At 59.4% G+C, this 12,999-nt stretch carries 11 protein-coding genes; 8 read left to right on the top strand and 3 right to left on the bottom strand.

What is annotated here, in order from left to right; all coding sequences use genetic code 11:
- Positions 1-5: 5 nt before the first annotated feature.
- Genes BFP70_RS09045 through BFP70_RS09030 form a run of 4 tightly spaced genes read left to right on the top strand, consistent with a single transcriptional unit; the run spans position 6 to position 5,416 of the window.
- Entirely contained in the window at positions 6-1,994 is a 1,989-nt protein-coding gene (locus tag BFP70_RS09045) for a tripartite tricarboxylate transporter permease (RefSeq protein WP_066011053.1), read from the top strand.
- A 22-nt stretch (positions 1,995-2,016) separates the two neighbouring features.
- Complete coding sequence (locus BFP70_RS09040) at positions 2,017-3,093, top strand: tartrate dehydrogenase (protein WP_066011052.1); 1,077 nt, start codon at positions 2,017-2,019, stop codon at positions 3,091-3,093.
- A gap of 9 nt (positions 3,094-3,102) precedes the next feature.
- A complete protein-coding gene (locus tag BFP70_RS09035; RefSeq protein WP_066011051.1) occupies positions 3,103-4,173 on the top strand; it encodes a tartrate dehydrogenase in 1,071 nt (356 codons plus the stop codon).
- Complete coding sequence (locus BFP70_RS09030; RefSeq protein WP_066011050.1) at positions 4,160-5,416, top strand: glycerate kinase; 1,257 nt, start codon at positions 4,160-4,162, stop codon at positions 5,414-5,416. The genes BFP70_RS09035 and BFP70_RS09030 overlap by 14 nt, the downstream gene beginning before the upstream one ends.
- Positions 5,417-5,484: 68 nt before the next feature.
- Here the strand turns inward: BFP70_RS09030 and BFP70_RS09025 are convergent, their stop codons facing one another.
- The 3 genes from BFP70_RS09025 to BFP70_RS09015 all read right to left on the bottom strand — a co-directional run bounded on the left by BFP70_RS09025 (position 5,485) and on the right by BFP70_RS09015 (position 9,032).
- Positions 5,485-6,732, bottom strand: coding sequence for a metallophosphoesterase (locus tag BFP70_RS09025; RefSeq protein ID WP_083217426.1), 1,248 nt, complete (start codon positions 6,730-6,732; stop codon positions 5,485-5,487).
- 215 nt (positions 6,733-6,947) lie between these two features.
- Positions 6,948-7,721: an L-iditol 2-dehydrogenase gene (locus BFP70_RS09020; RefSeq protein WP_066011163.1), complete on the bottom strand. Its 774-nt coding sequence runs from the start codon at positions 7,719-7,721 to the stop codon at positions 6,948-6,950.
- Between the two features lie 378 nt (positions 7,722-8,099).
- Positions 8,100-9,032 carry a LysR family transcriptional regulator gene (locus BFP70_RS09015; RefSeq protein ID WP_066011049.1) on the bottom strand — a complete coding sequence of 311 codons (933 nt, stop codon included), beginning with the start codon at positions 9,030-9,032 and terminating at the stop codon, positions 8,100-8,102.
- 277 nt (positions 9,033-9,309) lie between these two features.
- On the opposite strand from BFP70_RS09015, the gene BFP70_RS09010 reads away from it, so the two are divergent.
- The 4 genes from BFP70_RS09010 to benD are packed head-to-tail and all read left to right on the top strand — an operon-like array spanning position 9,310 to position 12,983.
- Positions 9,310-10,656: a Rieske 2Fe-2S domain-containing protein gene (locus BFP70_RS09010; protein ID WP_066011048.1), complete on the top strand. Its 1,347-nt coding sequence runs from the start codon at positions 9,310-9,312 to the stop codon at positions 10,654-10,656.
- A complete protein-coding gene (gene benB, locus BFP70_RS09005; protein WP_066011047.1) occupies positions 10,653-11,153 on the top strand; it encodes a benzoate 1,2-dioxygenase small subunit in 501 nt (166 codons plus the stop codon). Before BFP70_RS09010 ends, benB begins: the two co-directional genes overlap by 4 nt.
- A gap of 13 nt (positions 11,154-11,166) precedes the next feature.
- Complete coding sequence (gene benC / locus BFP70_RS09000) at positions 11,167-12,198, top strand: benzoate 1,2-dioxygenase electron transfer component BenC (RefSeq protein WP_066011046.1); 1,032 nt, start codon at positions 11,167-11,169, stop codon at positions 12,196-12,198.
- Entirely contained in the window at positions 12,195-12,983 is a 789-nt protein-coding gene (gene benD / locus BFP70_RS08995; protein WP_066011045.1) for a benzoate diol dehydrogenase BenD, read from the top strand. The genes benC and benD overlap by 4 nt, the downstream gene beginning before the upstream one ends.
- Positions 12,984-12,999 lie beyond the last annotated feature (16 nt).

The raw sequence follows: 12,999 nt of genomic DNA, 5'->3' as shown, positions 1-12,999 counted from the left end.
CATCCATGGACATTTTCGGCTATCTTTTCGACGCGCTGACGCCGTTCAATCTGATGCTCGCGCTTGTCGGCGTGATCTTGGGAACGGTGATCGGTGCGCTGCCCGGACTTTCGGCGACCATGGCGGTGGCCGTGCTTGTCCCGTTTACCTTTACAATGGATCCCGCCGGGGGGCTGATCGCCCTTGGCGCGATCTACACGGGCGCAATTTACGGTGGGGCCTATGCGGCTATTTTAGTGAACACGCCCGGGACACCTTCTGCCATTGCCACGACATTCGACGGGTTTCCGATGGCAAAACGTGGCGATGGGGGCTTGGCGATTTCATTGGCGACGCTGGCGTCGGTGGCTGGGGGCATCGTGGGCGCGCTGGCGCTGTTGTTGCTGGCGCCGCCGTTGGCGAAGGTCGCGCTGGCCTTCGGTCCGGCTGAATATTTCTGGCTTGCGATATTTGGCCTGACGTTGATTGCGACGCTGTCGGTCGGCAATACGCTCAAGGGGTTGATCGGCGCCTGTATCGGGTTGTTCTTGTCGATGATCGGGGTGGCCGTTGTCGGCGGTGATGTGCGCTACACGTTGGATATGCAGCGGTTTCTTGCAGGGGTTGATCTGACCTCTGCGATCATCGGGCTGTATTGCGTGCCGGTCATCCTGGATCTGGTCGCGTCACCCGATCCGCATTTGAAACCTGCGGGCACCGGGGGGTTGCGCCTTGGAGAAAGCGCGGCCCATACCTTGAAACGTTGGGGAAATGTCCTGCGCTCTTCTGTCATTGGCACGGTGATCGGCATCTTGCCGGGGGCGGGCGGATCCATTGCGGGTCTGGTCAGCTATTCCGAGGCGCGCCGTTCGTCGCATGCGCCCGAAAGTTTTGGCAAGGGCAATCCCGATGGCGTTATAGCGACAGAGGCGGCGAATAATGCCACTGTGGGCGGCGGTTTCATTCCAACGCTGGTGCTGGGTATTCCGGGCACACCGCCCGATGCCATCATCATGGGCGCGCTGCTGGTGCAGGGCATCAAGATTGGTCCAACCCTATTCACCAGTGATGGCAATGTCGTCTATACATTCATCTGGGGCCTGTTGATCGCGACCCTGCTTATGTTGCCTGTTGGGTTGGTGATTGGCCGCTATGCCTATCGCTTTATCATCAAGGTGCCCAAAGGCCTGCTGGCGCCGACAGTCGCCTTATTGACCATCATCGGGGCCTTTGCGATCCATTCCAATGTCGATGATGCGCAGTTGATGGTGTGCCTGGGCATTTTTGCATGGGTGCTCAACCGCTATGGGTTTCAGCCCTCGCCGATCGTGCTGGGGCTGGTGCTGGGATCAATTGCCGAACAGGGCTTCGTACAGACCTATCTGATCGGCGCGGCATCGGGCCGTCTGCCAGAGATGTTCTTTAACCGCCCGATCAGCCTGGGCATTATTGCCGCCGCAGTGCTGACAGTATTCGTCCCACTGTGGAGCGACTGGAGGGCACGACGGCGCAGTGGCGCAGGCCCAACGGCCGACAGCCCCAGCCCTGTCACCGCCAAGATCAGATCCCGTGATTTACCCGCCATGGGCTTTGCAGTCCTGTTCATCGGTCTGGCTGTGGCAATCTGGGCCGGTGCCTCTGGTATGTCGATGCTGGGTGCGGTTTTTCCGAAAACCATCGCGTTGGCGCTTCTGGTCTTCTCGGGGCTGTTGATTGTGCAAAACCTGCGCCGCGCTGGCAGGGCCCGCCTGTCACTGACTTTTGCCGCTGGCAGCAGCCGGCGCGTGGCGCTGGCGGTTATCATGCTGGGTTGGGTGTTTGTGATACCGGCGCTCGGTTTCCTTATGACCAGCTTGATGGCTTTTGCCGCGATCATGGTGATCGCGGATTACGACCGGCCCGCGGCCCGTGTTTGGGTGATCTGGGGGATCTTTGGCGCAGCCATCTGCACTGTCTTTTGGTGGCTGATGGCCAATGTCCTGCTGCTTCGGATGCCCACGGGCATTGTGTTCTGACTATCTAACAAGGAATGAAATCATGAAAATGCATAAGATCGCCGCAATCGGCGGTGACGGAATCGGTGTGGAGGTTGTGAACGCCTGCCTGACGGTGCTGGACGCATTGGCTGCGCGTGATGGCCAATTCGGCTTTAACGTGACCAGCTTTGACTGGTCCACCGATCGCTATAAGCGGACCGGAGAATTCATGCCCATGGATGGGGCCGCACAATTACGCGCCTTTGATGCCGTCTTGTTCGGTGCAGTCGGCGCGCCCGACGTGCCCGATCACCTGACACTGTGGGGCCTGCGCCTGGCGATCTGCCAGCCACTGGATATGTATGCCAATGTGCGCCCGACGCGGATGCTGCCAGGGATCACATCGCCGTTGCGCGGCGTTGAGCGTGACGAGCTTGACTGGGTCATCGTGCGTGAAAACTCTGAAGGGGAATATGCCGGGCAGGGGGGGCGATCACACATTGGCCTGCCGATCGAGGTGGCCACAGATGTCTCTATCTTTACCCGCGTCGGGGTCGAACGGATCATCCGCTTTGCCTTCAAGTTGGCACAAGCCCGCCCGCGCAAATTGCTGACGGTGGTGACGAAATCCAATGCCCAACGCCATGGCATGGTGCTGTGGGACGAGATTGCCGCCAAAGTGGCGCAGGACTTCCCGGATGTGACATGGGATAAGATGCTGGTGGATGCGATGACGGTGCGCATGGTGATGCAGCCGCAAAGCCTTGATACAATCGTCGCCACGAACCTGCATGCCGATATCCTTTCGGATCTGGCGGCGGCTTTGTCGGGATCTATCGGTGTTGCACCCACGGCGAATTTGAACCCTGAAGGCGATGCCCCTTCTATGTTTGAACCAATCCACGGCTCTGCCTTTGACATCACTGGCAAAGGCGTCGCCAATCCCGTCGCAACCTTCTGGACCGCAGCGATGATGCTGGACCATCTGGGCGAAGCACCTGCCGCAGCCCGGCTGATGGCCGCGATCGAGACGGTCACCGCCAACCCCGCACTGCATACGCCCGATCTGGGCGGAACGGCCAGCACACAGATGGTGACGGACGCAGTGATTGCCGCGCTTCGTGGCAAGAACGATTGAGGCAGAACAATGAGCACCCATTTGAATATCGCGGTGATAGCCGGGGATGGTATCGGCAAAGAGGTGATGCCTGAGGGGCTGCGCGTCCTGCAAGCAGCAGCAAAGCGCCATGCTATCGACCTGCGCTTCAAGATGCATGATTTTGCCTCTTGTGACTATTACGCTAAACACGGGACGATGATGCCTGATGATTGGAAAGACCGTATCGGCGCGGCGGATGCATTGTTTTTCGGCGCCGTCGGCTGGCCCGAAACAGTGCCCGATCATGTGTCTTTATGGGGGTCCCTGATCCAGTTCAGACGCCAGTTCGACCAATATATCAGCCTGCGCCCAGCCCGCCTTATGCCCGGTGTCAAAAGCCCGCTGGCCGGGCGCAAGCCCGGTGATATCGACATGTGGATCGTGCGTGAAAATACCGAGGGGGAATACAGTTCCATCGGTGGCAAGATGTTCCCCGACACCGACCGCGAAGTCGTTATGCAAGAAACCGTGATGACCCGCGTGGGCGTTGACAGGGTGCTGAAATACGCATTCGATCTGGCACAAAAACGCCCGCGCAAACGCCTGACATCGGCGACAAAATCAAATGGCATTTCGGTGACCATGCCCTATTGGGACGGGCGTGTTGAACACATGGCACAGGCCTATCCGGACGTGACATGCGACAAATACCATATTGATATTCTGACGGCGCATTTCGTTCTTAATCCCGATCGTTTTGATGTCGTTGTGGCGTCAAATCTGTTTGGCGATATCCTGTCCGACCTGGGGCCGGCCTGCACCGGAACCATTGGCATCGCGCCGTCTGGCAATATTAATCCCGAACGGCATTTCCCGTCATTGTTTGAACCGGTTCACGGCTCTGCGCCAGATATCGCGGGGCAGGGGATCGCAAACCCAATTGGCCAGATCTGGGCCGGGGCGATGATGCTGGACCATCTGGGATATCCCCAAGCCGGGGCCGAGATCGTGACCGCGATTGAACGCGTGCTGTGCGAACCTGCGTTGCGCACCCGTGATCTGGGCGGCACAGCTGATACTATAACCTGCGGTAAGGCTGTGGCAGATGCACTTGGATAAGCAGATACTGCGTGAGCTGTTTGACGCGGCGGTGGCGGCCGCCGATCCGATGCGCGTCATCGCACCCGCCTTACCAGACCGCCCCAAAGGGCGCGTTGTGATCATAGGGGCGGGCAAGGCCTCTGCCCGGATGGGCGAAGCGGTAGAGGCGGCATGGGGCCCGTGCGAAGGGCTGATCGTGACCCGTGACGGGTATGAGCGCCCCCTGACAGGTATTGAGGTGGCAGCCGCCAGCCATCCGGTGCCAGACGCGCGCGGCGTCAAGGCGACGCGGCGCATATGCGCGCTTTTGGCTGGGTTGGGGCCGGATGATCATGTCATTGCGCTGATCTCGGGGGGCGGCTCATCTTTGTTGAGCTGCCCGGCCGGAAAGATCACTTTGCAAGAGGAGCAAACGCTAAGCCGCGAGCTGCTTGTCAGTGGCGCCCCGATAGGCGAGATGAACGTGCTGCGCAAACATCTTTCACGGGTCAAAGGCGGCGGGTTGGCGGCGCTGGCAGCACCGGCCCCGATGCTGTCGCTGATCATCTCGGATGTACCGGGCGATGATCCCGGGCTGGTTGCGTCAGGACCGACAGTGCCCGATTGTTCGACACAGGCGCAAGCGCGAGAGATTGCTGCGCGTTGGAATATCTCGCTTTCGGCCGCACAGCACGCTGTGCTGGAGGGTCCGCGCCAGACACCTGCGCCCGATGCCGCCTGTTTCGCCACGGTCCGCAACCGCGTCGTGGCCGCACCATCGCAATCGCTGGACGCCGCCGCTGCGCTGGCCAAACAAAACGGGATTTCGGTTCGCCATCTTGGCGATGCGCTGGAAGGGGAGGCCCGCACTCTGGCACAGGCACAAGCGGCCCTGGCCCGCCGGGAGCAGGCACAGCTTGCGCCGGGGCAACAGATGCTGTTGCTGTCGGGCGGCGAATGCACCGTGACACGGCGTGGCAAGGGCGTGGGCGGTCCCAATGCCGAATTCGCACTGGCACTGGCGATCGCCCTGAACGGCGCGCCCGGAATTGCCGCGATTGCCTGTGACACCGATGGCGTCGACGGTGGCGCCGAAGTGGCAGGCGCCTTCATCGATGCGACCACGCTTGCGCGTGCCACCGCGCTGGGACACGCCGCGGACAGCTATCTTGAAGACAATGATGCGCACCGGTTTTTCGCTGCCCTTAGCGATCAGGTGATTACCGGCCCGACATTGACAAATGTCAATGATTTCCGCGCGATATTAATCAGCAGCGCATGATGGGTAGGGGGGGCGAGGCGACAGGGCCGATCAGCATTCCGTGCATCCGGCACGGCCGTGTTATCGCCTTACGCGCGCACCAGCGTAAACACCGTCAGTTCCGACGGCACCCCAAGGCGCACGGAAAATCCGGGCCAAAGGGCCGTGCCGTTATTGACGTATAGTGCCGTGTCCCCCAATCGATACAGACCGGAAACGAAACCATCGTTGAAACGGGCGATAAGGGCGTCCAGACCACGGATCATACCACCATGCGTATGCCCCGACAGATGCAGATCGACACCGGCCTGCGCCGACAGATGGGCGTCGGCGGGCTGATGGTTCAACAAGATTACCGGCAGGCCTTTGGGGGCACCGCGCAGGGCAGCACCAAGATCAGGCCCGGACAGGCCAAACCGATGTGCCGACCGATCCGGCACGCCCGCCAGCACCAGTCCCGCCGCAGGCCCGCCAAGAACGACATGTTCATTATGCAGTACCGTCATTCCCAGCCCTGCATAATGTGCCATCCACCTGTCGTGGTTAAAATAATACTCATGGTTGCCCGACACCACAAAAACGCCATCCGCCGCCTGCAGATCGGCCAGCGGCGCCACATCGCGCGCGCGGGCTTCTAACGTGCCATCGATCAGGTCTCCGGTGATCAAGATGGCATCGGGGGCCAGCGCATTCGTGCGGAGCACCAATTCGGTGGCCCAGGGGGCCTGGAACAAACGGCTTAGGTGCAGATCGGTCAGTTGTACGATGCGGTAACCGTCAAAGCGTTCCGCAAGATTGGCAATGGGTATGTCGACGCGGCGCACCGCGGGCTGGGCGATGGCCGATACCACACCGATCACCCCAAGCACCAACGCCACCCCCAAAACACCCCAACCTGCGACCAAAGGCAGGGGTATCCATGCCCGCCGCACCACCGCAACAATCAGCCTCAATAGATCCAGCGCAAGAAACAACACAGCGGCGAAGACCAGCGTAGCGAAAAGCACATTCACCCCGATCACAACAAAGCGCGGAACCTCGGCGGAAAACATCGTGCCGAAGGCAAGCTTCGTCAGAAAATGATGCTGCGAAATCACCCCGATGCAGATGCAAGATAGGATCCGCACCAGCAAGGACGCAGGTAACAACGGCCAAAGATGCAGCGCGACAAAGAGGCCAAGCGCCCCGGTGACCAATTGAAACACGACAAAAGTTTCCTTTTCGGAAGGTGACAGACAACACAGGGTCCCCGTTGATGACCCAAGGCCCCAGAACCCGGCCTTTGGCACGGGCCGGCGCCCATTCGCATTGCGCCAAAGATACCATCTTTTGGTCATTGATGGCGTAACGATAGCGTGCCGGTTTGGCAATCTGTCGATACCCAATGTCGCGCTGCTCCCCCAAACGCAGTAGACCGATTGGCCCGGCCCGAAAATCTGCATTTCATCCTATGGGTGCAGGTGCGGCGCCTGAACGGTATTTCACACCATCCCATCGGCGCGGCAGGTTGAAACGGCCAGATCGGGACCGCTCACAACCCGGTCGCCTTGCCTTAGCTCATCCACTGCCCGCCATCGACATTATAGGTTTGCGACACAATATAATCGCTGTCGCCGGAGGCCAAGAAAACGGCCATACCCGTAAGATCGCCTGGGAGGGCAAAACGCCCAGCGGGCACCCCGGCGGCGACTTCGGCCTTCTTTTGCCCCGGCACCTTGCCCTCCAGCTTGGCGAACATTGCGTCGACATGGTCCCAATGGGCCCCATCCACGACACCGGGCGCAATCGCATTGACGTTGATACCGTGTTTGATCAGGTTCAGTCCCGCCGATTGCGTCATCGAAATCACCGCTGCCTTGGTAGAGCAATAGACCAGCACCAGCGGCTCGCCGCGTCGCCCAGCCTGACTGGCCATGTTGATGATCTTACCGCCCTTGCCCTGTGCGATCATCTGCTTTGCTGCGGCCTGCATAGTGAACAGCGTGCCCGACACATTGACCGCATACAGCCGGTCATAGCTTTGCCGCGTGATGTCCACCGTTTCTGCCGCATCAAAAAGCGCCGCGTTATTGATCAAGATGTCGATCCCACCGGCCCGCGCCACAACAGCCGCGATGGCCGCGTCAATACTGTCTTGCTGCGAGACATCAATCTGAACAGCATAGGCATTGTCGCCAAGCTCGGCTGCGGTCTTTTCAGCCGCCTCAAGGTCGATATCTGCGATGGCGACTGTAGCGCCCTCACGCAGGTAAGCCTCGGCAAAGCCGCGGCCGATGCCGCGTGCAGCACCCGTGATCAGGGCGGATTTTCCGTTCAGGCGTTTCATTGCTTTATGTCCTTTATTATCATCGCCGTGGATCGTTTCCGCGCGCGGCGTCAGGTGATTGGTGTCGCCATGGCTTAGCGCGCCCCCTATTGATGCGAAGGGTGATGGTTGCGGCAAGGTCGGTATTTTGTATGTGAAGATAGATGTCAAAGCCAAGATGCCCGGACACGCCAACGCGACCATGCCATAGGCTTTGGCCAGGCGAAACGTCAATGTGTTCACGCCCGTTACCGATTATATGCGCACCGTCTTTGTCGATGAAACCGGCCTTCGCTGGGGGGGGGCGGGAACGGTCAATGATCTTGCGAAAGATCCGGGTTTTCCTGCGCGCTTACTACGCTACATAAGATCCGCAAAAGGGGCGATGTCATGGCGCCTTTAACTGTGCGACGCCGTGCAGCGCAGGCCTTCGGGGACCGCATATCCCCAATCAGGATAGCGCATTCGGATCACCTCCTTCATGGTGCAGATGGGCTTGGAGGTATCACCATTGCGGAAGCTCATGAAAATCGGTGAGGTGGGGCCTTCATGGATCGCGCGGTAGCAAATGCCGTCCATGCGCAGGCGTTCAAGCGACTCGGGAACAACGGCGATCCCCTCCTCGGCGGCAACCAGCCCGATGGCAATATGCAATTCCCGGGCCTCATGCGCGATTGCGGGAGTAAGGCCGTGATCGTGGAATACCGCCAACACCTGATCTGCATAGCTGGGGCGCGGTTTGCTGGGGTAAAGGATTTGCGGCTCTTGCGCGATCCGCGCCAGGCTCAGCGGCGTTCGGCCCGCCGCCAATGGATGAGCCTCTGGCAGAGCGACGACCATCTTTTCTTCCCGTAACAAGACCCTTCGCACCGCAGGGTCCTCGAACCGTTGCGTGCCAAAGCCCGCGTCGATGCGACCTTCCTTAAGTGCGCCGATCTGTTCAAGGCTGCTCATCTCAACCAGGTTGACATCGACATCGCGCGCGTGTTTACGGAAATCCCGGATCAATGCCGGGAAACGTCCATACATGGTCGACGCGACAAAGCCGAACACGACGCTTAGCTTATCCGATTGCGAAGACCGTTCGATCATCTGTTTGGTGGCCTCGGCATGGGCCAGAATTTGTTCGGCTTGCTCCAGAAAAAGCCGCCCCGAGGAGGTCAGCCGTAATGGCCGGGCGCTTCGGTCGATCAGGGCCGTGCCCAGCTCTTGCTCCAATGCGCGGATTTGTCGACTTAACGGTGGTTGCGCCATGTTCAGTGCCTCTGCCGCACGTGAGAAGTTCCTTTCACGCGCGACCGCCACGAAATAGCGCAGATGCCTCATTTCCATATTATACCCCCCAAGTATAAAGGCAGACCAACTCAGTCTTGGCCAAACCTCTCTCCCTTTGTCACATTAAACCACGCCTGGTTAGGTCGGCTAGAGGAGGACGCTGCCGACAGGGAGGTATCAGGCGATACCTAATAGGTTTGGGCGCCGGAGGAGGCGCTTCACCCGTTCCGCGGGTCCTGGACCTGTGCCCTGTTGTCCAATGCAATGAGCCGCCAAACGCCAGGCAAGCCGTGATCCTGCTGCAAGCAGGGTCCGCCAAATTGGAGGATGACTGATGACGACCGACCTGAAAACCCGGATCGAATCCGCGGTGATTGAATGCCCCGACACGGGCATTCACCGTTGCCGACGCGATATTTTCACGGACCAGGAAATGTTTGATCTGGAGATGAAGCATATCTTTGAGGGCAACTGGGTCTATCTTGCACATGAAAGCCAGATCCCGAACGACAACGACTATTTCACCACGTGGATTGGCCGTGTGCCGGTCATTATCACCCGCGATAAGGGCGGTGACTTGCATGGGCTGGTGAATGCCTGCGCCCACCGTGGCGCGACACTTTGTCGGCGCAAGCACGGTAATAAGGCCAGTTTCACCTGCCAGTTCCATGGCTGGACCTTCAACAACGCTGGAAAGCTTTTGAAAGTAAAGGATGGCAAGACCGGTGCCTATCCCGATGGCTTCAATAAAGAGGGCTCGCACAACCTTAAAAAGATTGCGCGGTTTGAAAGCTATAAGGGGTTTATTTTCGGCAGCTTGAACGCTCAGGTGCCGACCTTGGCAGATTATCTGGGCGAAACCCGCGTTATCATTGACCAAATCGTTGATCAGGCCCCGAACGGGCTAGAGGTGCTGCGCGGCAATTCCAGCTATACATTCGACGGCAACTGGAAGCTTCAGATGGAAAACGGCGCCGATGGCTATCACGTCAGTTCGGTGCACTGGAATTATTCCGCCACAATGGGCCACCGCAAGGACGAAGGCACCAAGGCGGTTGATGCGAATGGCTGGTCGAAATCCGTTGGCGGTGTGTATGGCTTCGACTATGGTCACATTCTGCTATGGACGCAGACGCTGAACCCCGAAGTGCGCCCTGTGTGGAATCACAAGGCCGCTTTGGAAAAGCGTCTAGGCGCCGAAAAGACCGGGTTTATCGTTGGTCAGACGCGAAATCTGGGCCTTTACCCCAATGTCTATCTTATGGATCAGTTTTCGACCCAGATCCGGGTCGTGCGGCCCATTTCCGTCGATAAGACCGAGATCACGATCTACTGTTTTGCCCCCGTGGGCGAACCGGCAGAGGAACGCGCCATTCGCCTGCGCCAATACGAAGATTTCTTCAATGTCTCGGGCATGGGCACGCCCGATGACCTTGAAGAGTTCCGCGCCTGCCAAGAAGCTTATGCTGCCGCTGATGGTGTCTGGAACGACCTGAGCCGTGGTGCGACCCGCTGGGTCAACGGGCCTGATGACAATGCACGTGCCATGGGCATGAACCCGATCCTGAGCGCGGAACGCGCCGAGGACGAAGGGCTTTTCGTGCGCCAGCACGAGTTTTGGTCTGAAACGCTTCTTGCGGCCCTGAAACGCGAAACCCTTCCTCAGGAGGAACCGGCATGAACGCGCCCGTAACAAACGATCTCACCGCGATTGAGCAGTTCCTGTATCACGAAGCCCGTCTTTTGGATGATCGTGATTGGGATGCGTGGGTGGAATGCTATGCACCTGAAGCGTCATTCTGGATGCCGACATGGGACGACGACGATGAATTGGTCGACGATCCGCAGGCGCAAGTCTCATTGATCTATTACCCGGATCGCGCAGGGCTGGAAGACCGCGTGTTCCGGATCAAGACCGAACGGTCCGGCGCGACAATGCCGGAGCCGCGCACCAATCACATGATTTCCAACGTTGAGATCATCGATCGGCGCGAAAGCGAAGTCGATCTGCGCTTCAATTGGCACACGCTAAGCCATCGCTACAAAAAGACATCGTCGTTTTTCGGCACGTCTTTTTACACGCTGGATCTGGCGGGTGACGCCCCACGCATCACCGCAAAGAAAGTGATCTTGAAGGATGATTACATCCATCAGGTCATCGACATCTATCACGTCTGAAGGGAGGCCCGACATGAGCTACAAAGTAGCTTTGAATTTTGAAGATGGTGTCACCCGGGTCATTCAGGTCAATGCCATGGAGACCGTGATGGATGCGGCCTACCGGCAAAAAGTGAACCTGCCGGTCGATTGTTCTGATGGCGTGTGTGGCACATGCAAGTGCCGATGCGAGGAAGGCACCTATGACATGGGCGACGACTATCTTGAAGACGCCCTAAGCGAAGAAGAAGCCCGCGACGGGCTTGTGCTATCGTGCCAGATGGTTCCGCAGGCTGATTGCGTCGTCGCGGTGCCTGTGCCTTCGGGGAATTGCAAGCTTGCCCCGGCCGAGTTTTCGGCCAAAGTCACCACGCTGGAACACCTGTCGGACAGCACAATCCGGCTGGGCCTGACCCTGTCGGACCCGGCAAAGCTGGATTTCCTGCCGGGACAATATGTTAATCTGGCGATGCCTTCGGGCGAAACACGGTCCTACTCTTTTAGCTCTGCTCCGGGCGCGGCCGAGGCATTGTTCTTGATCCGCAATGTTCCCGGAGGGGCTATGAGCCGCCACCTGAGCGAAAGGGTCAAGCCCGGTGACACGATGACCTTCACCGGGCCCTATGGCAGCTTCTTTCTTCGCGCACGGCAGCGCCCGCTTGTGATGCTGGCGGGGGGAACGGGACTGGCGCCGATACTTTCGATGCTGGAGGTCATGGCAGCCACTGGTGACACCGTGCAGCCAATTCACCTTGTTTTTGGCGTCACGGCTGAACGCGATCTGGTCGAACTGGACCGCATACGGTCCCTGGCAGCGCGATTGCCCAACCTGACATTCGCCAGCGTCGTTGCCGATGAAAGCAGCAAGCATCCCTTAAAGGGCTATGTGACGCATCATCTTGAGGACGGGCATCTGAACGCTGGCGACATTGATGTCTATCTTTGCGGCCCGCCGCCCATGGTCGAAGCCGTGCGCAGCTTCTTCCATGAAAGGGGAATGGCCCCGGCAAGCTTCCACTACGAAAAATTCACGCCGGCTGAAGGCGCAGCCGAGGAGGCGGCATGATCTTTCCCGACAGGTTCAAGGGTCAGGTCATGGTGGTCACAGGCGCGGCACAGGGCATTGGCCGCGGCGTTGCCACGCGCGCTGCAGCCGAAGGGGCCAATGTGGTGCTGGCCGATCGCGCCGATTTCACCGCACAGATTGCAGCCCAGATCAATGCGCAAGGCCCCGGTCAAGCCCACGCGGTCACGGCAGATCTGGAAACCTACGAAGGTGCCCAAACCGTCATGAGGGCCGCGTTTGAGGCCTTTGGCGGCATCGACATTCTGGTGACAGGTGTCGGTGGCGCAATCCGGATGCGCCCCTTTACCGCGTTCGAGCCCGCGCAGATCGAGGCAGAGATACAGCGGTCGCTGTTCCCGACCCTTTGGGCCTGCCACGCCGTCGTGCCGCACCTGCGCCAGCGCGGCGGGGGCGTCATCGTGAACATCTCTTCCAACGCGACGCGGGGCATCCACCGGGTGCCATACTCGGCTGCGAAGGGGGGGGTGAATGCTCTGACGGCCTCGCTGGCAATGGAACTTGCGGGTCAGAATATCCGGGTTGTCGCCGCGGCACCGGGCGGGACGGAGGCGCCGCCACGACGCATCGCGCGCAATCCCGAAGGCGACAGCGACGAGGAAAAGGCCTGGATGGCCCAAGCCGTGGCGCAGGTCACTGATTCCACGATGATGGGCCGTTACGGCTCGCTCGGGGAACAGGTCGGCCCGATCCTGTTTCTTGCCTCGCGCGATGCGGGATATGTAACCGCCAGTACGCTGGTGGTGGCCGGGGGCGATACCGGTTGACGTTGTGCCACACAGC

This window comes from Thioclava sp. SK-1 (assembly GCF_001705665.1).
GTDB lineage: Bacteria > Pseudomonadota > Alphaproteobacteria > Rhodobacterales > Rhodobacteraceae > Thioclava.
Note: the sequence above shows the minus strand (reverse complement) of the source record. Positions and strands in the feature narration are given on the sequence as shown.

What these genes read in the sequence shown, in the direction of transcription:
- BFP70_RS09045 (WP_066011053.1), top strand. Translation starts at nt 6, where the DNA reads ATGGACATTTTCGGCTATCTTTTCGACGCGCTGACGCCGTTCAATCTG.
- BFP70_RS09040 (WP_066011052.1), top strand. Translation starts at nt 2,017, where the DNA reads ATGAAAATGCATAAGATCGCCGCAATCGGCGGTGACGGAATCGGTGTG.
- BFP70_RS09035 (WP_066011051.1), top strand. Translation starts at nt 3,103, where the DNA reads ATGAGCACCCATTTGAATATCGCGGTGATAGCCGGGGATGGTATCGGC.
- BFP70_RS09030 (WP_066011050.1), top strand. Translation starts at nt 4,160, where the DNA reads ATGCACTTGGATAAGCAGATACTGCGTGAGCTGTTTGACGCGGCGGTG.
- BFP70_RS09025 (WP_083217426.1), bottom strand. Translation starts at nt 6,732, where the DNA reads ATGACCAAAAGATGGTATCTTTGGCGCAATGCGAATGGGCGCCGGCCC.
- BFP70_RS09020 (WP_066011163.1), bottom strand. Translation starts at nt 7,721, where the DNA reads ATGAAACGCCTGAACGGAAAATCCGCCCTGATCACGGGTGCTGCACGC.
- BFP70_RS09015 (WP_066011049.1), bottom strand. Translation starts at nt 9,032, where the DNA reads ATGGAAATGAGGCATCTGCGCTATTTCGTGGCGGTCGCGCGTGAAAGG.
- BFP70_RS09010 (WP_066011048.1), top strand. Translation starts at nt 9,310, where the DNA reads ATGACGACCGACCTGAAAACCCGGATCGAATCCGCGGTGATTGAATGC.
- benB (WP_066011047.1), top strand. Translation starts at nt 10,653, where the DNA reads ATGAACGCGCCCGTAACAAACGATCTCACCGCGATTGAGCAGTTCCTG.
- benC (WP_066011046.1), top strand. Translation starts at nt 11,167, where the DNA reads ATGAGCTACAAAGTAGCTTTGAATTTTGAAGATGGTGTCACCCGGGTC.
- benD (WP_066011045.1), top strand. Translation starts at nt 12,195, where the DNA reads ATGATCTTTCCCGACAGGTTCAAGGGTCAGGTCATGGTGGTCACAGGC.